At 70.1% G+C, this 19,943-nt stretch carries 19 protein-coding genes and 1 tRNA gene; 14 read left to right on the top strand and 6 right to left on the bottom strand.

Annotation, left to right across the window (positions count from 1 at the left end):
• Positions 1–5 precede the first annotated feature (5 nt).
• The gene (locus tag OG734_RS18610) at positions 6–614 is read right to left on the bottom strand and encodes a 5-formyltetrahydrofolate cyclo-ligase (RefSeq protein WP_330288631.1); all 609 of its coding nucleotides are present in this window, start codon (positions 612–614) and stop codon (positions 6–8) included.
• 110 nt (positions 615–724) lie between these two features.
• Here OG734_RS18610 and galU point away from each other — a divergent pair, with 110 nt between their 5' ends.
• From galU to OG734_RS18575, 7 genes are all read left to right on the top strand, one after another.
• Complete coding sequence (gene galU, locus OG734_RS18605) at positions 725–1,627, top strand: UTP--glucose-1-phosphate uridylyltransferase GalU (protein ID WP_330288630.1); 903 nt, start codon at positions 725–727, stop codon at positions 1,625–1,627.
• Between the two features lie 5 nt (positions 1,628–1,632).
• Positions 1,633–2,955, top strand: a complete 1,323-nt coding sequence (glp, locus tag OG734_RS18600) for a molybdotransferase-like divisome protein Glp (RefSeq protein WP_330288629.1) — start codon at positions 1,633–1,635, stop codon at positions 2,953–2,955.
• Positions 2,956–3,039: 84 nt separating this feature from the next.
• Entirely contained in the window at positions 3,040–3,522 is a 483-nt protein-coding gene (gene moaC / locus OG734_RS18595; protein ID WP_330288628.1) for a cyclic pyranopterin monophosphate synthase MoaC, read from the top strand.
• Entirely contained in the window at positions 3,519–4,073 is a 555-nt protein-coding gene (locus OG734_RS18590; protein WP_330288627.1) for a MogA/MoaB family molybdenum cofactor biosynthesis protein, read from the top strand. Before moaC ends, OG734_RS18590 begins: the two co-directional genes overlap by 4 nt.
• A 26-nt stretch (positions 4,074–4,099) precedes the next feature.
• Positions 4,100–4,705 carry a GNAT family N-acetyltransferase gene (locus tag OG734_RS18585; protein ID WP_330288626.1) on the top strand — a complete coding sequence of 202 codons (606 nt, stop codon included), beginning with the start codon at positions 4,100–4,102 and terminating at the stop codon, positions 4,703–4,705.
• Between the two features lie 220 nt (positions 4,706–4,925).
• Positions 4,926–6,197: a divisome protein SepX/GlpR gene (sepX, locus tag OG734_RS18580; protein WP_330288625.1), complete on the top strand. Its 1,272-nt coding sequence runs from the start codon at positions 4,926–4,928 to the stop codon at positions 6,195–6,197.
• Positions 6,198–6,335: 138 nt separating this feature from the next.
• A tRNA-Ala gene (locus tag OG734_RS18575) sits at positions 6,336–6,409 on the top strand.
• A gap of 61 nt (positions 6,410–6,470) precedes the next feature.
• On the opposite strand, the gene OG734_RS18570 is transcribed toward OG734_RS18575, so the two are convergent.
• On the bottom strand, positions 6,471–7,388 hold the full coding sequence (locus OG734_RS18570) for a nuclease-related domain-containing protein (protein WP_330288624.1): 918 nt from the start codon (positions 7,386–7,388) through the stop codon (positions 6,471–6,473).
• A gap of 950 nt (positions 7,389–8,338) precedes the next feature.
• On the opposite strand from OG734_RS18570, the gene OG734_RS18565 reads away from it, so the two are divergent.
• Positions 8,339–8,944: a hypothetical protein gene (locus tag OG734_RS18565; protein WP_330288623.1), complete on the top strand. Its 606-nt coding sequence runs from the start codon at positions 8,339–8,341 to the stop codon at positions 8,942–8,944.
• Here the strand turns inward: OG734_RS18565 and OG734_RS18560 are convergent.
• Both OG734_RS18560 and OG734_RS18555 read right to left on the bottom strand, forming a co-directional pair.
• Positions 8,924–11,392: an ABC transporter permease gene (locus OG734_RS18560; protein WP_330288622.1), complete on the bottom strand. Its 2,469-nt coding sequence runs from the start codon at positions 11,390–11,392 to the stop codon at positions 8,924–8,926. The genes OG734_RS18565 and OG734_RS18560 overlap by 21 nt on opposite strands.
• Positions 11,386–12,159 carry an ABC transporter ATP-binding protein gene (locus OG734_RS18555; protein ID WP_330288621.1) on the bottom strand — a complete coding sequence of 258 codons (774 nt, stop codon included), beginning with the start codon at positions 12,157–12,159 and terminating at the stop codon, positions 11,386–11,388. Before OG734_RS18555 ends, OG734_RS18560 begins: the two co-directional genes overlap by 7 nt.
• A gap of 134 nt (positions 12,160–12,293) precedes the next feature.
• Here OG734_RS18555 and OG734_RS18550 point away from each other — a divergent pair, with 134 nt between their 5' ends.
• Positions 12,294–13,601, top strand: a complete 1,308-nt coding sequence (locus OG734_RS18550; RefSeq protein WP_330288620.1) for a sensor histidine kinase — start codon at positions 12,294–12,296, stop codon at positions 13,599–13,601.
• A complete protein-coding gene (locus tag OG734_RS18545) occupies positions 13,562–14,233 on the top strand; it encodes a response regulator transcription factor (RefSeq protein ID WP_330288619.1) in 672 nt (223 codons plus the stop codon). The genes OG734_RS18550 and OG734_RS18545 overlap by 40 nt, the downstream gene beginning before the upstream one ends.
• Positions 14,234–14,303: 70 nt before the next feature.
• On the opposite strand, the gene OG734_RS18540 is transcribed toward OG734_RS18545, so the two are convergent.
• Positions 14,304–14,783, bottom strand: a complete 480-nt coding sequence (locus OG734_RS18540) for a GNAT family N-acetyltransferase (protein WP_330288618.1) — start codon at positions 14,781–14,783, stop codon at positions 14,304–14,306.
• Between the two features lie 68 nt (positions 14,784–14,851).
• On the opposite strand from OG734_RS18540, the gene OG734_RS18535 reads away from it, so the two are divergent.
• A complete protein-coding gene (locus OG734_RS18535; RefSeq protein ID WP_330288617.1) occupies positions 14,852–15,655 on the top strand; it encodes an exodeoxyribonuclease III in 804 nt (267 codons plus the stop codon).
• Positions 15,656–15,686: 31 nt separating this feature from the next.
• Here the strand turns inward: OG734_RS18535 and OG734_RS18530 are convergent, their stop codons facing one another.
• Positions 15,687–16,307 (bottom strand): MerR family transcriptional regulator, encoded by a 621-nt coding sequence (locus OG734_RS18530; protein WP_330293706.1) that lies wholly within the window; start codon positions 16,305–16,307, stop codon positions 15,687–15,689.
• A gap of 181 nt (positions 16,308–16,488) precedes the next feature.
• On the opposite strand from OG734_RS18530, the gene OG734_RS18525 reads away from it, so the two are divergent.
• From OG734_RS18525 to OG734_RS18515, 3 genes are read left to right on the top strand one after another with little or no spacing between them, the layout of a single operon-like run.
• Entirely contained in the window at positions 16,489–18,009 is a 1,521-nt protein-coding gene (locus OG734_RS18525; RefSeq protein ID WP_330288616.1) for a flavin-containing monooxygenase, read from the top strand.
• Positions 18,006–18,980 (top strand): alpha/beta fold hydrolase, encoded by a 975-nt coding sequence (locus OG734_RS18520; RefSeq protein ID WP_330288615.1) that lies wholly within the window; start codon positions 18,006–18,008, stop codon positions 18,978–18,980. Before OG734_RS18525 ends, OG734_RS18520 begins: the two co-directional genes overlap by 4 nt.
• Complete coding sequence (locus OG734_RS18515) at positions 18,977–19,885, top strand: SDR family oxidoreductase (protein WP_330288614.1); 909 nt, start codon at positions 18,977–18,979, stop codon at positions 19,883–19,885. Before OG734_RS18520 ends, OG734_RS18515 begins: the two co-directional genes overlap by 4 nt.
• The last annotated feature ends 58 nt before the right edge of the window (positions 19,886–19,943 follow it).

The following is a 19,943-nucleotide window of genomic DNA, read 5'->3' as shown; positions in this document are numbered from 1 at the left end:
GCATTTCAGGACGGGCCGCGGAACCGGCGCACTCCCGACGGTGTGACCACCGCGTGCACCGGCCGGTCGTGCGGCTCGGCAGGGACCCGGGGGACGACCTCCGAGTCGTACAGCAGCACCACCAGGGCCGGATCGGCGCCCGCGCGCTCCAGCCGGGCCAGCACACGGTCGTACGAGCCTCCGCCGCGCCCCATCCGCAGTCCGCGGTCGTCCACGGCGAGGCCGGGCAGCAGGACGGCGTCGGCGGTCGTCACGGCGTCCGCCCCGAGGTGTTCGCCGGCCGGCTCCAGCAGGGCCATCCGCCCGCCGTGCCGCATCTCCACCAGGGACCCCTCCCCGGTGTACGTGCCCCAGTCGAGGTCGTTGTCCGGGAGGAGGACCGGCAGCAGGACCCGTACCCCGCGCGCGTGGAGGGCGTCGAGGAGCGTGCGGGTGCCGGGTTCGGTGCCGACGGAGACGTACGCGGCCACTGTGCGCGCGTGCGCGAGTTCGCGCAGGCCGAGTGCGCCGGCGGCCAGTGCCGCCGCCGCTTCCTGGACGTCGGCGGCCGTCAACCTGCTTCTCACCGCGAGGAGGTCCCGCCGCAACGTTCGCTTGTCAGGCTCTGCCCCCATGGTTCTCCCACTATCGTTTCCGGTGCTCTCATGTGCTTCATATGCCGATATGAGCGTCAGTTGATCGGAGTCACAGAATCAACACAAAGGCACCGGTTAAGGTTGCCCGCATGACTGAGTCGCACCCCAGGATCAGCAAGGCTGTCATCCCCGCAGCAGGCCTCGGCACCCGGTTCCTGCCGGCCACCAAGGCCACTCCCAAGGAGATGCTGCCGGTCGTCGACAAGCCGGCGATCCAGTACGTGGTCGAGGAGGCCGCGTCCGCGGGCCTCGACGACGTCCTCATGATCACAGGACGCAACAAGCGTCCCCTTGAGGACCACTTCGACCGCAACTACGAGCTGGAGTCCGCCCTTCAGAAGAAGGGCGACGCCGCGCGACTCGCCAAGGTCCAGGAGTCCAGCGACCTCGCGACCATGCACTACGTCCGCCAGGGCGACCCCAAGGGCCTCGGCCACGCCGTCCTGTGCGCCGCCCCGCACGTCGGCCACGAGCCCTTCGCCGTCCTCCTCGGCGACGACCTCATCGACCCCCGCGACCCCCTGCTCCGGCGCATGATCGAGGTCCAGGAGCAGCACGGCGGCAGCGTGATCGCCCTCATGGAGGTCGCCCCCGAACAGATCCACATGTACGGCTGCGCGGCCGTCGAGACCACCGACGACGGCGACGTCGTCAAGGTCACCGGCCTGGTCGAGAAGCCGGAGGCGGCGGACGCCCCGTCGAACTACGCGATCATCGGCCGCTACGTCCTCGACCCGCACATCTTCGGCATACTCCGCCAGACCGAGCCCGGCCGAGGCGGCGAGATCCAGCTCACCGACGCCCTCCAGCAGCTCGCCGACGACGAGAAGGTCGGTGGCCCCGTGCACGGCGTCGTCTTCAAGGGCCGCCGCTATGACACCGGGGACCGCGGCGACTACCTGCGTGCCATTGTCAGACTCGCATGCGAACGTGAAGACCTGGGCCCGGACTTCCGGACCTGGCTTCGCAGTTACGTAGCCGAGGAGATGTAGCAACGTTGAGCAGCGCCGCGCCCCGCACCACCGGCCAGGACCACATGTGGTCGGTGGACGAACATCTGGAGGACATCCTCGCGACCGTCCGCCCTCTGGAACCCATCGAGCTGCAACTCCTCGACGCCCAGGGCTGTGTCCTGGTCGAGGACGTCACGGTGCAGGTCTCCCTGCCGCCGTTCGACAACAGCTCCATGGACGGGTACGCGGTCCGGGTCGCGGATGTCGCGGGCGCGAGCGAGGAGTACCCGGCCGCCCTGACGGTGATCGGGGACGTCGCGGCCGGCCAGGACGGACTGCTCCACGTGGGCCCCGGCCAGGCCGCCCGCATCATGACCGGCGCGCCGCTGCCGCCCGGCGCCGAGACCGTCGTCCCCGTGGAATGGACCGACGGGGGCCTCGGCGAGGGCCCGGTCACCGGGATGCGCGCGCGCAGCACCGACCCCGACGGCGCCCACGGTCAGGTGCGCGTGCACCGCCCGGCACCGGCACGCGCGCACGTACGCGCGCAGGGCAGCGACGTCCAGGCCGGCGACCGCGCCCTCGCCGAGGGCACCGTCCTCGGCCCGCCGCAGATCGCCCTGCTCGCCGCGATCGGCCGGGGCACCGTACGCGTGCACCCACGCCCGCGCGTGGTCGTCATGTCGACCGGCAGCGAGCTGATCCAGCCCGACGAGAAGCTCGGCAGCGGCCAGATCTACGACTCCAACAGCTTCGCCCTCACCGCCGCCGCCCGGGACGCCGGGGCGATCGCCTACCGCGTGGGCGCGGTCGCCGACGACGCCGAGACCCTCCGCTCCACCATCGAGGACCAGCTCGTCCGCGCCGACCTCGTCGTCACCACCGGAGGCGTCAGCGTGGGCGCCTACGACGTGGTCAAGGAGGCCCTCTCGCACGTCTCCGACGAGGACGAGCCCGGCGCCGGCGTCGACTTCCGCAAGCTCGCCATGCAGCCCGGCAAACCCCAGGGCTTCGGCACCGTCGGGCCCGACCACACCCCGCTGCTCGCCCTGCCGGGCAACCCGGTGTCGTCGTACGTCTCCTTCGAACTGTTCGTGCGGCCCGCGATCCGTGCCCTGATGGGCCTCACCGACATCCACCGGCCCACGACCCGGGCGGTCCTGGAGACGGACAAGGCGCTGACCTCGCCGTCCGGGCGCCGCCAGTTCCTGCGCGCCGTGTACGCGGACGGCCGGGTGACGCCGGTCGGCGGCGCCGGATCCCACCTGATCGCGGCTCTCGCCCAGGCCGACGCGCTGATCGTCGTACCCGAGGAGCAGGAGTCCGTGGAGCCCGGCGCCGAGGTCGAGGTCGTCCTGCTGGGCTGAGCGGCGGGCGGGGGCGGCTGAAGGGCGCGCGGGTGGGGAGTACCGTGTCGCGCACAACAGGCCCGACCGGGAGCGCCGCAGCACATGAGCACGCAGGACGACCGACTGACGCACATCGACGAGGCGGGCGCCGCCCGCATGGTCGACGTATCCGGCAAGGACGTGACCGCCCGCACCGCCCGCGCCAGCGGCCGTGTCCTTGTCTCGCCCCGTGTGATCGAGCTGCTGCGCGGGGAGGGCGTCCCCAAGGGAGACGCCCTGGCCACCGCGCGGATCGCGGGCATCATGGGCGCCAAGCGCACCCCTGATCTCATCCCGCTCTGCCACCCGTTGTCGGTGTCGGGTGTGAAACTGGATCTGTCGGTCGCGGACGACGCCGTCGAGATCCTGGCCACCGTGAAGACGACGGACCGCACGGGCGTCGAGATGGAGGCCCTCACGGCGGTCTCGGTCGCCGCGCTCACCGTGATCGACATGGTCAAGGCGGTCGACAAGGGGGCGGTCATCACGGACGTTCGGGTGGAGGAGAAAACCGGCGGGAAGTCGGGCGCCTGGAGCAGATCATGACAACGGCGCCGCCTGTCGAGCCGCCGACCGGGGGCGCGCTGCTCGCGCCCTACGCCGCCATGGTCGTGACCGCGTCCAACCGCGCGGCGGCGGGCGTCTACGAGGACAAGGGCGGCCCCCTGATCGCGGCGGGGCTGGAGAAGTTCGGCTTCGCCGTCGACGGACCGTGGGTCGTGCCCGACGGCGACCCTGTGGAGAACGCCCTGCGGGCCGGTGTCGAGGCCGGGTACGACGTCATCCTCACCACCGGCGGCACCGGCATCTCGCCCACCGACCGCACTCCGGAGGCGACCCGCGCGGTGCTCGACCAGGAGGTGCCGGGCATCGCCGAGGCCATCCGGGCGTTCGGACGGGAGAAGGTGCCGACGTCTGCGCTGTCGCGTGGGCTCGCCGGAGTCGCGGGCGGCACGCTGATCGTCAATCTGCCGGGCTCCACCGGCGGGGTGAAGGACGGACTGGCCGTCCTGGAGCCCCTGTTGAAACACGCCGTCGACCAGATCCGAGGCGGCGATCACCCCAGACCCGGCGCAAGCAGTGGGGGTGCGAGCTGAACAGCCCCTCCTGGCCCGTCGAGCTGGTGGAAGGCGATGTCGTCCTCCGGCCCGTCAGGCTGCGCGACCAGCGGACCTGGCGCGAGATCAATCGCCGCAACCGGGACTGGCTGCGGCCCTGGGAGGCGACGATCCCGCCGCCCACACCCAGCGGCCCGATCGCTCACCGGCCGACCTACCGCCAGATGGTCCGGCATCTGCGGTCGGAGGCGAACGCGGGCCGGATGCTGCCGTTCGCCATCGAGTACCAGGGGCAGTTGGTCGGCCAGTTGACGGTCGCCGGCATCACCTGGGGCTCGATGTGCTCGGGACACGTCGGCTACTGGGTGGACGAGGCGGTGGCGGGCCGTGGCGTCATGCCGACGGCGGTCGCACTGGCGGTCGACCACTGCTTCCGTACGGTCGGACTGCACCGCATCGAAGTCTGCATTCGCCCCGAGAACGGACCCAGCCGCCGAGTCGTGGAGAAACTCGGATTCCGCGACGAGGGACTCAGACCCCGCTATCTCCACATCGACGGGGCCTGGCGCGACCATCTTGTCTTCGCGCTCACCGCGGAAGAGGTGCCGGAAGGGTTGCTGAGCCGCTGGCAGCGGGCACGCTCCCAGAAGACGCCGCGGAATCCGATGTAATTGAATAAGTGTTCGAAAATGATTGGCTGGAGGTCAATCAGAGGTCGATCGGCGATCGGTCGACGATCGATCGGGGATCGACTCGGGGCGCCAAATTCACGCCCTCGATGACCCGCTGATCGCATCGATCACAAAAAAAGCTCGAAATATCAGCCAGATCGTGCGACACACCGGCTCAATTGGCAGATGGCCTCACGCAAACCCCTCTACCGTGTGAGGCGTGAGCAGCAGCGGCCTCATCTACGCAGTCATTGTCGGGGCCTGGGCCGCCTACTTGGTGCCGATGTGGCTCCGTAGGCAGGACGAGCTGAACGAGGCTCGTCCGACGGAACGCTTCAGCACCGCCATCCGGCTCCTGTCCGGACGGGCGGGCATGGAGCGCCGGTACGCCAAGGACCTGCGGGCGCGCTCCACCGACGAGGGGGAGCACAGCGCCGGAGACCCGGAGGGTGTCACCGATTCGGTGGACGTCCGGGCCTTCGCCATGCCCCCGACCCGCCCCAAGGCAAAGGTTCAGGCACAGGCACAGGCACAGGTCCAGCAGGAGCAGTCACCGGCGCAGGCGCAGTCACCGGTGCAGGAACAGCCGAAGGCGCCGAAGCGGGAGCAGCAGGCGCAGGCCCACGCGTCGGCTCCGGCCCGGGAGCGGCAGCGCGAGCGCGTACCGACGGCTCGCCGGAGCGCGGGCACCTCGGCGGAAGCCGCCGCGCGCGCCCGGCGCTCGAAGGTGCTCGCGCGCCGACGGCGTACGACGGTGATGCTGTTCTTCGCCTTCACGCTCGGTGCGATCGTCGCGGCGGTCGGCGGCCTCGCCTTCCTCTGGGCCCCCGCTGTCCCCGCGGCCATGCTGAGTGGATACATCGCCTATCTGCGTACGCAGGAACGGCGCCGTTTCACCTACCAGATGGACCGGCGCCAGGCCGAGCTCGCCGCGCAGCGACTGCGTGAGCGCCAGCCCCGGCGGCGTCCGTCCACCGACCCCGGGGCCGAAGAGCAGGACGAGCACCCGGAGCCGGAGACCGATCCCGGCCTGTCCGCGCTCGCCGCCGACCGGCGTGCGCTCGTCGAGCAGACCGACCACGCGGAGTGGGTCGACCAGCAGCGCGAACGCCAGCGCCGCCCCGGCCACGGCGACAGCTGGGACCCGGTCCCGGTACCCCTGCCGACGTACGTGACCGCACCGGTCGCCCCCCGCGCCACGTCCGACGTGGACCTCGGCGCACCGGACGCCTGGAGCTCGGCGCGGTCCAGCACGGTGGGCCGTGAGTCGGAGTCGTCAGCGGACGAGCCGGTGGTGACGGAGGACACGACGGAGGCGGAGGCGGAGCTGGCATCGGGGCCGGAGTCCGAGTCGGAGGCGGACCCGGAGGGCGCGGACGGCCGCACCGACGCACGTCGCGCGGCATCCGCCCGACGGGCCCGGGAGCGGGGCCGCACACCGCTGTTCGACCAGTACGAGGACGGCGAGCGGCCTCGGGCGGCCAACGAGTAGCGAGCGGCACGCGGCTGCGCTCGGCCGCACTCAGCCTGTACTTCGGGCAGGTGGGGGGCGTGCGGCGGCCTCGATTGACCAGCGCGGAACGGATTTCCGAGCACCCGGATCGGGATGCTAGAGTTTCACTCGTTGCAAGGGCCTGTGGCGCAGTCTGGTAGCGCACCTCGTTCGCATCGAGGGGGTCTGGGGTTCAAATCCCCACAGGTCCACCGCAGCTCAGAGCCCCAGTCGGAGAGATCCGGCTGGGGCTCTTTGGTGTGTCGGTCGGGATCACGGACGCAGCCACGCGCGGCGATGTCGTGCGGTGGCGTAGATCCGTTCCACCTGATCCGGTGTGAGTTTGCCGGAGAGCGGGGCGAGTGCTGACACCTCGCGCTCCTGGTAGATCCGCACCGTGTACTGCGTGGCGGCGCGGTGCAGGGAGACGATGCCGACGAAGACGAGGGCTGGTTCCACGGGGACGGCGAATCCGCAGTGCCGCTCCAACACCCGTTGGACATAGGCGGCTTCGGCCTTGCTCGCCGCGGCATACGGGACCGGTTGGCCACCGTTGACCTTGGCCATGGTGTCGCCCACCCACACCGAAGCGCCCTGGTGATGCTTGGTGTTGATGGCGAACACGCCACCGGGGCCGATCAGTAGGTGATCGATGTCCCCGCCGTTGGCCTTGGGTACACCATGCAGCACTCTCCAGCCATGGGTGGAAAGGCGTTGCAGCTCACGACCCACACGTCGTTCACCTTCGAGCCCGGCATACCAACTGTCCCATTCCGAAGCGCGGCGCAGCATCTTCGACCAGAGCCGCTGAGCTGACGATGGGCCACGGGCCGCGATCGCCTCAAGCACGACCGCCCCCGGGCGGTTCTCCGCCAAGTCATCGGCGACGGTCAGCTCCGGCAGGACCACCGGCCGATCACGCCGGTGTCCGGGCGGCTCGGGCTGCTGAGGTGGCCTCACGGACGGTGCTGCGGGCGCCGGGCCCGGCCGTCGCGCTGAGGGACGCACGGTTGCAGAGTCGCCGAGCTGTTCACGCAGCAGGGCCACTGCCTCACGCCGGTACTTCTCCACCTTGACCGTGATGACCTTCGTGAGTCGGTCCGCCCACGCAACGGCGGTGCCGTCAGGCAGGTTCACGTAGAGCCGATCCTTGCCGTGCCGCTTCCACGGGTTCACCGTGAGATCACTCATGGGCCCACCCCCAAGTGCGTGTCGTCCCCAAGCACATGGGAGCAGCCGACCAGGCACCCGGCAAGAACGCCTTGCGGTCAGAGTTTCCCTACATCCATCTACATACGTCTACATCCATCAAGGCTCGCTGTCCGGTGGCCAACGGTGCTCGGCGATCACCGCGAGCAGGCATCCTCCACCCATGCGCATCAACGGCAACGCCGGCTCGCACGGGGGAGGAGAACGGCTCCGGGCATACGGTGGATCTCCGTCCACGTGGCGAAGGCCGTCGCACCGGGTAAATGCATGGGGCCCGTCCGCACGGCGGACGGGCCCCATGATCGAGCGCTGGGCAGGCCTTGCACCTGCATTTCCCCGCAGGAAGCGGGACGTCTTTCCTTGGACGACCAACGCACAACCAGCCGCCCCGAGTTGTGGCGACCAGCTCAAGATCAAGTTTAGCGTATGCGGCTGGCACTTTGCCCGCATGGAGGCACTGAGCCGGCCGGCGTCGGCCAGACCCCGCGGATGCCCCCCTCATCGCCGACTTCCACGGCCTCATGGTCATGGGGAGTGCGCACCTACGATGCAAGCAGGGCCGCTTCCTCCAGGCAGACCCCCGTACCGGGCGGCAGCGCCAACGACGACGACTGGTCCGACGCGGATCCCTGCGATTCCTCCGACCCGAATGGCCGGACACCCAAATACGGCAAACGCAAGACGGGATACGGCTTACAACTTGCGGATTGTGATATCCCGCCGTGGCGGCGGTGTCAACAAAGAGGGCTAGCGGTCGGGGAAGAGGAACAAGACCCGTGAACTCCAAGGCAAGGTAAGACAAGGTGTGGCCTGGTGTTTTTCGGGGATGGGGCGCTTTCGTATCGGACATGGTCAACAATTGCACTGCAGTTTCATAAACTTGACGCTGCCCATTCATCGTGAGCGGACGGAGAGGATGAGGAATGACATCAATGGCCGACACCGCTTACGCGGCACTCGTGGCGAGTGCGGACATGTCCAGGCAGCAGGGGACGCGTGTCCAGCTCACAGACGAGGTCAACGCTGTGGTCGCTGACGTCTGGACATGCGGACGACTCGGGCTCGTCCTTGTTCTGTACTACCGAAAGGATGGCCTGTTCGCGAGTGAGGTCTACTCATCTTTCGCAGACGCGGAAGGGCACTGGTGGGGGGTTGATCACATCACCGGCGATGTGTTCGAGATTGATCTGCAAGACCCTGAAGCGGTCAGTCAAGCTCTCTCCGGTGCCCCAGTCGCCGTGGTGGCAGAATCAGATTCCATGGTATTCACCGGCCGCCCTCAAGCCGACGAAGGATATGAGGTGATCCGCACCTTCCAGATCATCACCTCCCCATCCGTCGGCTCCGTGGAGATCACGAAATACGACAACGGGACTCGCACCCGGAGCCAGCCTCTCCAAAAGGATCTGCGGTCCCGGATGTTCATCCTGGGACTGTTTCCTGGCGAACGTGTCAGCGTGTCCGCAAAGATCAAGGAAAGCGGTGATGTTCTCGAAAGAAGAATTGAGTTGGACTATTCACGGCCTTCGTCGCAGTGACAGCGCCGCCGGGAGGAGGGCCGAGACCACGGCCAGTGCCGCGCAGGCCGCCGTTGTCGTGGCGAGTGCCGGCCACGGGAGTTCGAGCGATGTCCGTACGGACAGGATGCGGAGCGCGCTCCACATGCCCAGCAGGTTCAGTGCCGCGACCAGCAGGCCGAGGATCGCACCCACCGTCACCACCAGCAGAGCCTCCGCACCGACCGCTCCCAGTACCTGTCGGCGGGTGGCGCCGGCCAGGCGCAGTGCGGCCAGGTCGCGGGCTCGGTCGGAGGTTGCCATGGCCATGGTGTTGGCGAGGGAGATGCCCGTGTAGGCGAGGGCGATGCCGAGTACCAGGAGAAGGCCGATACGGGTTGCGGGGGTGGACGTGGAAGTGGAGGCCGGGGAAACGGCCTTCAGCCATGCGGATCTGGTGAGTAGCCGTCCGCCGGTTCCCGCGATGGCCTCGCTCAGGGCCGCTGTCGTCGCAGTCGCACTCGTGTCCGCGTCGGATGTCAACGTCACCTCCAGGCGGTCGGGCCGGGCTCCCCGTGCGTTGGCCGGGGTGACGTACGCGCCGTTGTTTCCCGTGCCGGTGGCCAGTGTCGCGGCGATTCGTAGCGACCGCCTCGTGCCGTCGCCCAGCCACACCGTCACCTTCTCGCCCACCGTGTGCCGTTCCCACTCGTCGTTGACGATGATCGAGTCGTCGTCGAGGTCGGTCACCCGGCCCGAGGTCACCGTTAGGTCGGTCGTCGCGGCGAGCGGTGTCGGATCGGCCGTGCGGGCCTCGGACTTGATGAGGGCCACGCCCTCCTCCAGGACGTACACGGCGGTCGGTGCGGTCGCGGAGACCTCGGCCACTCCCGGAAGGGTGCGTAGCCGTGCCGCCAGTTGTGCGTCGAAGGCTGTGCCGCGGGGTGCGGTGACGATGAGATCGGCTGTCGTTGTGTGGCGTAGTTCGCTCGCCTTCGCCCCGGCGAGGGTCGTGGTGGCGCCCAGGAGCGAGCCCGTGAGGGCCACCGTGACCAGGACGGGGGCCGCGATCGCGGCGGTGCGGCGGACGTTCGCGGTGGCGTTCTCGCGGGCCAGCAGCACTGTGGCGCCCGGGAGTTGGGCCAGCGGCCGGGTGAGGAGGCGGAGCAGGGGGCGCACGAGTACCGGTGCGAGGAGCGCGGTCGCGGTGATCAGGAGCAGGGGGCGGCTCGTGTACGTCTTGCGGTGCAGCAGATCGCCCGGGTCGGTGAGCAGGGAGACGGTGAGGGTCAGTGCGGCCGTGAGGAGGAGGGCCGCGCCGATCAGGAGGCGTGCGCGGGGCACGGGGAGCGTGTTCGACGCGGCCTCTCGCAGTGCCTCCGTCGGGGCTGTGCGGCCCGCACGCCAGGACGCGGTCGCCACGCCGCACAGGGAGACCAACAGGCCTGTCCAGAAAGCCAGATGGTACGGCCACACATGGTCGCCGAGTACGAACCAGCGCGGTGCGACACCGCCCTCGATCGTCCACTCGACGAGCCGCGGTGCGCCGTACGCGCCCAGTGCGCAGCCGGTGGCCGAGGCGAGGACGCCGACCGTCAGGGCCTCCGCGAGGACCATGCGGCGGAGCCGGCCCGGGGTCGCCCCGGCGATGCGCAGCAGGCCGAACTCCCGTTGCCGCTGGGCCACCGTGAACGCGAACGTCGACGCCACGACGAACACCGACACGAAGCCGGTGACCCCGCCCGCCGTGCCGAACAGGGCGTTCAGAGCGGTGAGCGCTTCCCTGTCCCGGCCGGGGTCCGCGTCCGCGAGGCGTCGGGCGTCGCCGGTCAGGACCGTGACGCCGTCGACTGCGCGCACTGCCTCCCGTACGGCCGTCACGTCATCGGTGTCCACCACCAACTGGGTGATGTCCGGGGCGAGTTCAGCAGTCCGGGCGTCCGTGAAGAACATGGCGTTCTCGAACCCCGGCCGAAGGCCCGGCGGACGCATCCTGCCGACGATTCGTACCGTGCCGTGGTTGGTGGGCACGAGGTCGCCGAGCTTCGCCCAGTCGCCGGTCACGACCACCTCCCCGGCGGTTCTCGGGGGCCGGCCTTCGGTGATTCGGTAGGGGGCGAAGGCCGCGATCGACCATGGGTGGGCCGGCAGGTCGCCGGGGGCGGCGGCCGCCTCGGCCCGTACGGAGAACGTTCTGTCCTCCACGACCCTTCCCAGAGTGCGCAGTTGGGCGACGATCTTCGTCGGTATGGGGCGTGGGTGGGCCAGGCGCTGGGTCTTGGGGCCGTTCGGGGTCCCTACGCGGAGGGTGTCCGCGCCTCGTACGACCAGCGGTGCGGCCGCGAAGCGTTCGGGGCTGCGGGTGGGGGCGTCCAGGGTGGCGGCCAGCGCCAGGCCCATGACGGCGATCAGGGCGACACCGAGGGAGAGGGCCACGAAGCTGCCGGTGAAGGCCGGCCAACGGGTACGGAGGGTGGTCGTCGTCAGCATGGGGCGGTCTCCGGACGGGTCGCCTGCGCGGCCGCGGCCTCCAGCGTCGCCATACGGGCCGCTATGGCCTGCGCCGACGGGGCTGTGACCTCGTCGTGCACCTTGCCGTCGACAAGGAGGAGCACGCGGTCCGCGTACGACGCCGCCACCGGGTCGTGGGTGACCATGACGACCGTCCGGCCGTCCGCGTCGACCATCGCCCGCAGTAGGCGGAGTACCTCGTGGCCCGCCCGGGAGTCCAGGGCGCCGGTCGGCTCGTCGGCGAACAGGACTTCGGGGCGAGTGATCAACGCGCGGGCCAGGGCCACTCGTTGCTGCTGGCCGCCGGAGAGTTCGGGCGGGCGATGGCCGGCCCGGTCGGCGAGGCCGACCTGTGTCAACACCTTCCGTAGCTGAGACTTGGCCGGGCGACGGCCGGCCAGACGCAGGGGGAGCGCCACGTTCTGCTCGGCGGTCAGGGTGGGGAGCAGGTTGAAGGCCTGGAAGACGAAGCCGACGCGGTCGCGCCGCAGCAGGGTCAACTTGCGTTCGCTCAGGGTGGTCAGCTCGGTGCCGCCCACCATGACCGAGCCGGACGTCGGCCGGTCCAGGCCCGCCGCGCACTGCAGCAGTGTCGACTTGCCCGAGCCGGACGGACCCATGACGGCGGTAAAGGTGCCTTGGGGAAAGGCGAGGGTGACCGAATCGAGGGCGGTCACCGCCCGTTCGGCTCCTCCGGTGTCGAACTTCCTGGTGACGGCGTGCAGTTGGATTGCGTCGGTGTTCATGAGCTCAAGGCAATCGTGCGCCGCACGGTGAAGCAGTGCGGCAGGGGCGAGACTTGGGGTAGGGCCAGGCATACCGTCAATTCGCCCACCCGCCCGATGGTCCTGCCGGACGGCCGCCTCCTACGGTGATCTCCATGGACTCGAGAAGCGTGTGGCAGGCCATGACCCGGCCCGGGTTTTCGCTGTCGTGGTGGCCCTGGCGGTCGGCCGCCTATCTCGTCAGTGGGGCCGTGACCGGGTCTTTTGTCCTTGTGCTGATCGTGCTCCTGGCGGTGGCCGGTGGGGCCCTCGCCATCGTGCTCGTGGGTCTGCCGCTGCTGGCCGCCCTCGCCCTGGCCGGGCTTCCCGTGGCCCGGGTCGAGCGGTTCAGGCTGCGGCTGGTCGATCCGGGACCGGCGCCAGATCCGCATCGGGAGCCCGTTCTGCCCGGGCTGCGGCCCTGGCTGGCGGTGCGGCTGCGGGAGCGGGCGACCTGGCGGGAGCTCGGGTACGCGCTGCTTTTCGCAGGCCTGTTGTGGCCCGTGGATGCGCTGGTCGTCGCCGTCGCGCTGTTCTTTCCAGTGTCCATGGTGGCAACTCCGGTGCTGATGGCCACCGTTGGCGATGGGCAGGAGGCGAAGGTGCTCAAGCAGTGGACGGTCACCGACTGGCCGACCGCCTTCGGGGTCTCGCTGCTGGGGCTGGTTCTGCTGGCCCTGGGTGCTTACGCGCTCGGTGTCGCCGCCGGTGCCCGGGCCGGGCTGACGCGGCTGCTGATCACGCCCAGGGACGTCGAGTTGGGGGAGCGGGTCGTCGAACTCGCCCGCTCCCGTGTCCGGTTGGTGGACGCCTTCGAGGCGGAGCGCCGGCGCATCGAACGCGATCTGCACGACGGCGCCCAACAGCGCCTGGTCGCCCTGTCGGTGACGCTCGGTCTGGCCCGGCTGGACGCACCGCCGGGGCCGCTCGCCGATCAGCTGGCCAAGGCGCAGGAGCAGGCGGGGAGCGCGTTGGCGGAACTGCGCGAGCTGATCCACGGGATCCATCCACAGGTCCTCGCGGACTACGGGCTCCAGGCCGCGGTGGCCGACGCGGCCGACCGTACGGCGGTGCCCGTGGACGTCACCTTCGACATGCCCGGCCGCCTTCCCCGCGCCGTGGAGTCCGCCGCGTACTTCGTGGTGTGCGAGGCGCTCGCCAACGTCGACCGGCACAGCGGGGCAAGCAGGGCCGAGGTCGGCGGTGGACACGGTGACGGACGGCTGTTCGTCACCGTGCGGGACGACGGGCGGGGTGGTGCGGACGCCGGGGGCGGCAGCGGGCTCACCGGACTCGCGGACCGGGTGTCAGTGCTCGATGGCAGACTTTCCCTGTCCAGCCCGCCGGGTGGACCGACGTTGCTGCGGGTGGAGATTCCTTGCGAGTGGAGTCAGTTGACGGATCGGGCCCATCGCTCCGCATAGCCCTCGCCGAGGACAGTGTGCTGCTGAGGGAGGGGCTGATCGGGCTGCTCACCCGGGTCGGCCACGAGGTCGTGGCGGCTGTCGGGGATGCCCAGGCGCTGCTCGCGGCGGTCGCCGAGCAGGAACCGGACATCGTGGTGACGGACGTACGCATGCCGCCCGGGTTCCAGGACGAGGGGCTGCAGGCGGCGGTGAGACTGCGCGCGGCGCGGCCGGCGCTGCCCGTGCTGGTGCTCAGCCAGTACGTCCAGCGGGCCTACGCCGCCGAGCTGCTCGACTCAGGCGACGGCACGGGCATCGGCTATCTGCTCAAGGACCGGGTCGGACAGGTCGAGGAGTTCGTCGACGCGCTGCGACGGGTCGCGGACGGGGGCACGGTCGTCGACCCCGAAGTCGTACGACAGCTGCTGCGCCGGCGTCGCGACCCGCTGGAGCGGCTGACCCCGCGTGAGCGCGAGGTGCTGGCGCTGATGGCGGAGGGCCGGTCCAACGGCTCGATAGCCCGCGAGCTGGTGGTCTCCGAGGCGGCCGTCGGCAAGCACATCGGCGGCATTCTCGCCAAGCTCGATCTGCCTCCGGCGGACGAGACGCATCGGCGGGTGCTGGCGGTGCTGGCCTTTCTGCGGGCCTGACCGGCGGTTTCGCGGGTCACAGGCGGTCCGTACGAGGGCCGTCGTGCAAGCGCCGTCCGTACGAGAGCCTCTACAGGCTTTTGGCGAAGCAGCGGCTTGCCTCGTGGTGGCGGTAGTAGCCGAACTTCGCGGAGGGTTCATAGCCGCTGGAGGTGTAGAGGGCGATGGCCTCCGGCTGCCTGTCGCCTGTCTCCAGGACCATGCGGGTACGGCCGGCGGCGCGGGCGTCCTCCTCCAGGGCGGCGAGTATGCGGCGGGCCAGGCCGAGTCCCCGTGCCTCCTCGACGACGTACATCCGCTTCAGCTCGGCGTCGCCGGTCAGATAGCCTTCGTCGTTCGCGTTGTCGTGGCCGCGCCAGCCGCCGGTGGCGACGGGGCGGTCCTGCTCGTCGTACGCGATCAGGTACAGGCCGGACGGCGGGTCGAACATCGCCGGGTCGAGGGGGGTGGCGTCGCCCTCGTCCTCGTAGCGGGCGGCGTACTCGGCCTGGACCTGGTCGTTGAGCTTGACGGCGTCGGGGTGGTCGAAGGAGACCCGGCGGATATTCATGCTGGATAAGGTACATCTATGCACGGTGCTGTCGCCAGACGCTTTCCGGCTGCGGGTATCGTGCCCGCGTGCTGACTGTCACCAGTGTGAATGTGAACGGGCTCCGCGCCGCCGCGAAGAAGGGCTTCGTGGAGTGGCTCGCCGAGACCTCCGCCGACGTGCTGTGCCTCCAGGAGGTGCGCGCCGAACCGCAGCAGCTGCCGGAGGAGGTCCGTGCGCCCGAAGGCTGGTACGTCACGCACGCGCCCGCCGCCGCCAAGGGCCGCGCCGGCGTCTCCCTCTACACCCGCCGCGAGCCCGACCGCGTCCAGATCGGTTTCGGCTCCGCCGAGTTCGACAGCAGCGGCCGTTACGTCGAGGCCGACCTGCCCGGTGTCACCGTCGCCAGCCTTTATCTGCCGTCCGGCGAGGTCGGCACGGAGCGGCAGGACGAGAAGGTCCGCTTCATGGACGAGTTTCTCGCCTATCTGAAAGACCTGCGCCAGCGGGCTGCCGCCGACGGCCGCGAGGTCGTCGTCTGCGGCGACTGGAACATCGCCCACCAGCCCGCCGACCTCAAGAACTGGCGCGCCAACCAGAAGAACTCCGGGTTCCTGCCGGAGGAGCGGGAGTGGCTCGGGCGCGTACTGGATGAGGGGGACGGCGGGTTCGTGGATGTGGTGCGGGCGCTGCATCCCGACGTCGAGGGGCCGTACTCGTGGTGGTCGTACCGGGGGCGGGCCTTTGACAACGATTCAGGATGGAGAATCGACTACGAGGTCTCGACACCGGGGCTCGCCGCCAAGGCGGTCAAGGGGTACGTCGAGCGCGCGGCGACCCATGCGGAGCGCTGGTCGGACCATGCGCCTGTCACGGTCGTTTACGACCTCTGAGCTGCCGTAACGAGTAGGGGCAGGGGTGCGGTCACGGGTTCTGGCGCATCCGGCGGTCCAGTGCCAGCGACAGCTCCGCCTCCATCACCCGTTTCGCCAGTGGGCGCAGACGGGCCGGGTCGGATTCCGGGGCGTGGGTGAGGATCACGTCGGTGAAGATCTCGGCCAGGGCGTCCGCGTGATCGCGTACCTGTTTGCCCGCCGCCAGGACGGCCGACAGCGGGATGCCCTCCTGGACCAGCGCCGAGGACGCGTCCAGGAGGCTGCGGCTGATGTGGACGATCTGCTCGCCGTCGATGCCCAGGTAGCCGAGGTCCAGCGAGGCCGCGAAGTTCTCGGGGGTGGCGTCCGGGCCGAAACGGTCGGCGAGATCCTCGGGGGTGAGGCGGACCGGGGTCTCGTCGGTGGGGGCGCCGAGGCCGAGCAGGTCGGCGACGTCGCGGCCGTGGTCGAAGGCCTCGGCCAGTTCCGCGATGCCGTTGAGGGTGTGCCCGCGTTCGAGCAGCGCCGAGATCGTGCGCAGGCGGGCCAGGTGGTGGTCGTCGTACCAGGCGATGCGGCCCGCGCGGCGGGGTGGCGGGATCAGTTTGCGTTCGCGATAGAAGCGCAGGGTGCGGACGGTGATGCCGGCCAGCCTGGCCAGCTCCTCCATCCGGTACTCGCGCTGTTCGGCGTTCCCCGCTGCGTCTGCGTCTGCCACGTCGGAACCTTAAGGCGTACCGCCGGTAACTTTCCTTTCCCCGGACCCTACCCATCAGTACGCGGCTCCTCTACTCTCCCCATTGCGCCAGTGTTCACTGGCGGAGTCGTGGGGGATGGGCGGAGGCATCGGCATGGCCGAGAAGGAAGCCGGACACGAACATGTGCGGGTGGCGGTGATCGGGTCCGGGTTCGGAGGGCTCGGGGCCGCTGTGCGGCTGCGCCGCGAAGGGGTCACCGACTTCGTCGTGCTGGAGCGGGCCGGCAGCGTCGGCGGTACCTGGCGCGACAACAGCTATCCGGGATGCGCCTGTGACGTGCCGTCCCACCTCTACTCCTTCTCCTTCGCGCCCAATCCCGACTGGCCGCGCGCCTTCTCCGGGCAGGAGCACATCCGTGCCTATCTGGAGCACGTCACCGATGTCTTCGGGCTGCGGCCCCATCTCCGCCTCAACTCCGAGGTGAAGACGATGACTTGGGATGCGGGCCGGCTGGCGTGGGTGATCGAGACAAGCAGCGGGACCCTGCTCGCCGATCTCGTCGTCTCCGCCACCGGGCCCCTCTCAGATCCCAAGGTGCCGGATGTCCCGGGGCTCGACACCTTCCCCGGCAAGGTCTTCCACTCCGCCCGCTGGGACCACGACTACGATCTGCGCGGCAAGCGGGTCGCCGTGGTCGGGACCGGGGCCTCCGCCATCCAGCTCGTGCCCGCCATCCAGCCCGACGTCTCCCGCCTCACCCTCTTCCAGCGCACCCCGCCCTGGGTGCTGCCCCGCATCGACCGGGCCATCGGCAACACCGAACGCGCCGTGCAGCGCGCGCTGCCCTTCACCACCCGGCTGCGGCGCGGATTCTCCTGGGGCGTACGGGAGTTGCAGGTCCAGGCGTTCACCAGGCATCCGGGTGAGCTGGGTGTCGTGGAGGCGCTGGCCAAGCGCAATATGAGCCGCGCCGTCAAGGATCCGGTCCTGCGCGCCAAGCTCACCCCCGACTACCGCATCGGCTGCAAGCGCATCCTGCTGTCGAGTGAGTACTATCCGGCGCTCACCCGGGCCAATGTGGATGTGGTGGCCAGTGGGCTGAGCGAGGTGCGGGGTTCCACTGTCGTCGCGGCCGACGGGAGTACGGCCGAGGTCGACGCCATCGTCTTCGGTACGGGGTTCCACGTCACCGACATGCCCATCGCGGACCGGGTCGTCGGTGCGGACGGGCTCACGCTCGCCGAGGCGTGGGCGGGCAGCGGGATGCGGGCGCTGCGCGGGGCCTCCGCCGCCGGGTTCCCCAACTGGATGACGATCATCGGACCCAACACCGGCCTCGGGAACTCCTCCATGATCCTGATGATCGAGTCCCAGTTGAACTATCTCGCCGACTACGTACGGCAGTTGGACGTCCTCGGGGGGCGGGTCGCCCTTGATGCCCGGCCCGCGGCCGTCGACGCCTGGAACGACCGGGTCCAGGAGCGGATGCTGCGCACGGTGTGGAACACGGGCGGGTGCAGTAGCTGGTACTTCGACGCCGGCGGGCGCAACACCACCATCTGGCCCGGTACGACGTCCGAGTTCCGGCGGGCGACCCGGCGCGTGGATCTCACCGAGTACGAGGTCCTGCGGGCGACCGCCGACATCAACTCCTCTGTGGAGGTGGACGCGTGAGCCGGCTGACGCGTTCGACGCGACCGACGTCCGTGGCGGACGGTCCGTACGCCCCGCCCGCCCCTGTCCGTGAGCTCACCGCCGTGTCCGCCGACGGCACCCGGCTGCATGTCGAGGTGCACGGTGTGGATGACGGGCCCGTGGTCGTCCTCTCGCACGGCTGGACCTGTTCCATCGCCTTCTGGGCCGCCCAGATCCGCGAACTCGCCCCCGATCACCGGGTCGTCGCCTACGACCAGCGCGGCCACGGACGCAGCCCCGCGAGCTCCGTCTACAGCACCGACGCACTCGCCGACGACCTGGAAGCCGTCCTCGCGGCCACCCTCGCGCCTGGTGAGAAAGCCGTGGTCGTGGGGCACTCCATGGGCGGGATGACGGTGCTGGCCGCGTCCGCACGGCCGGGGTTCCGGGAGCACGCGGCGGCCGTACTGCTGTGCAGTACCGGTAGTTCGCGGCTGGTCGCCGAGGCGCTGGTCGTGCCGATGCGTGCCGGCCGGCTGCGCACCTGGCTCACCCGGCGGGGCCTCAGTTCACGCGCCCCGCTCGGACCGGTCACGCCGCTCTCCCGGCGCATCCTCAAGTACGCCACGATGGGCGCCGGTTCGACGCCGACGATGGTCGAGGCGTGCGCCCGGATCGTGCACGCGTGCCCGCGAAAGGTGCGGTATGCGTGGGCGCGGGTGCTGGACGGGGTCCAACTTGACGATCAGATCCGGGAGTTGACGGTTCCGGCCGCTGTCGTCGTCGGTACGGCCGATCGGATGACCCCGCCCGTTCACGCGCGGGCACTGGCCGCCGCACTGCCCAAGTGCCACGGTGTGACCGAACTGCCCGGGCTCGGGCACATGGCGCCGGTCGAGGCGCCGGGGGCGGTGACCGGGATCGTTCGCGAACTCGTCACGGTTCACGGGCAGTCGGGCTCGGCGGATACCCCGGCCGACAGCAGCGTACGTATGGAGGAGAGCGCATGAGCAAGGTCGGTCTGGACGGGCAGGTCGCTGTTGTCACGGGGGCCGCTCGGGGGGTCGGTGAGCTGCTCGCGCGCAAGCTCTCCGCTCGCGGGGCGAAGGTCGCGTTGGTCGGGCTGGAGGCGGACGCGCTCAAGGGGGTGGCCGAACGGCTGCATACCGACAGCGCGTACTGGTATGCCGACGTCACCGATCACGAGGCGATGTCCCGGGTGGCGGAGGAGGTCAAGGAGCGGTTCGGGAAGGTCGACATCGTCGTCGCCAACGCGGGGGTCGCGAGCGGCGGGCCCTTCGTCGACTCCGATCCGCAGTCGTGGCGGCGGGTCATCGAGGTGAATCTCATCGGGTCGGCGGTCACCGCCCGGGCGTTCCTGCCGGTGCTGACCGAGAGCCGGGGGTATCTGCTCCAGATCGCGTCCCTGGCCGCCATCACCCCGGCGCCCATGATGACCGCGTACTGCGCGTCCAAGGCCGGCGTTGAGGCGTACGCGCACTGTCTGCGGGCCGAGGTCGGATACAAGGGCGTCGGGGTGGGCGTCGCGTATCTGTCGTGGACCGACACCGACATGGTGCGGGGGGCCGATCAGGACGACGTCATGCGGGAGTTGCGGCAGCGGTTGCCGTGGCCGGCCAGCAAGACGTATCCGCTGGGGCCGGCCGTCGACCGGCTCGTGGCGGGGATCGAGCGGCGGTCCAGCCATGTGTACGCGCAGTGGTGGCTGCGCGGGATGCAGGGGGTGCGGGGGTATCTGCCGGGGCTGATCGGTGCGGTGGGGCAGCGGGAGGTCGGGCGGTTCTCGGGGCGGCTGCAGGGGATGCGTACCGGACTGGTGGGAGCCGGTGGGGCGGCGGACGAGGAGGCCCGTGGGGCGGGGGCCGAACGGGGGCCGGGCGCGGTCGGTGACTGAACGTGACTGGTCGAAATGCGTGCTTTGTCCGGGCGTGCAAATCTGGTCGAGCCCCCAT

Source organism: Streptomyces sp. NBC_00576, assembly GCF_036345175.1.
Taxonomy (GTDB): domain Bacteria; phylum Actinomycetota; class Actinomycetes; order Streptomycetales; family Streptomycetaceae; genus Streptomyces.
The sequence above is the reverse complement of the archived record's forward strand: the minus strand, read 5'-3'. Positions and strand labels throughout refer to the sequence as shown.

What these genes read in the sequence shown, in the direction of transcription:
- OG734_RS18555 (WP_330288621.1), bottom strand. Translation starts at nt 12,159, where the DNA reads ATGAACACCGACGCAATCCAACTGCACGCCGTCACCAGGAAGTTCGAC.
- OG734_RS18590 (WP_330288627.1), top strand. Translation starts at nt 3,519, where the DNA reads ATGACAACGGCGCCGCCTGTCGAGCCGCCGACCGGGGGCGCGCTGCTC.
- OG734_RS18515 (WP_330288614.1), top strand. Translation starts at nt 18,977, where the DNA reads ATGAGCAAGGTCGGTCTGGACGGGCAGGTCGCTGTTGTCACGGGGGCC.
- OG734_RS18565 (WP_330288623.1), top strand. Translation starts at nt 8,339, where the DNA reads ATGGCCGACACCGCTTACGCGGCACTCGTGGCGAGTGCGGACATGTCC.
- OG734_RS18530 (WP_330293706.1), bottom strand. Translation starts at nt 16,307, where the DNA reads ATGGAGGAGCTGGCCAGGCTGGCCGGCATCACCGTCCGCACCCTGCGC.
- OG734_RS18550 (WP_330288620.1), top strand. Translation starts at nt 12,294, where the DNA reads ATGGACTCGAGAAGCGTGTGGCAGGCCATGACCCGGCCCGGGTTTTCG.
- moaC (WP_330288628.1), top strand. Translation starts at nt 3,040, where the DNA reads ATGAGCACGCAGGACGACCGACTGACGCACATCGACGAGGCGGGCGCC.
- OG734_RS18560 (WP_330288622.1), bottom strand. Translation starts at nt 11,392, where the DNA reads ATGCTGACGACGACCACCCTCCGTACCCGTTGGCCGGCCTTCACCGGC.
- OG734_RS18525 (WP_330288616.1), top strand. Translation starts at nt 16,489, where the DNA reads ATGGCCGAGAAGGAAGCCGGACACGAACATGTGCGGGTGGCGGTGATC.
- OG734_RS18570 (WP_330288624.1), bottom strand. Translation starts at nt 7,388, where the DNA reads ATGAGTGATCTCACGGTGAACCCGTGGAAGCGGCACGGCAAGGATCGG.
- galU (WP_330288630.1), top strand. Translation starts at nt 725, where the DNA reads ATGACTGAGTCGCACCCCAGGATCAGCAAGGCTGTCATCCCCGCAGCA.
- OG734_RS18610 (WP_330288631.1), bottom strand. Translation starts at nt 614, where the DNA reads ATGGGGGCAGAGCCTGACAAGCGAACGTTGCGGCGGGACCTCCTCGCG.
- OG734_RS18540 (WP_330288618.1), bottom strand. Translation starts at nt 14,783, where the DNA reads ATGAATATCCGCCGGGTCTCCTTCGACCACCCCGACGCCGTCAAGCTC.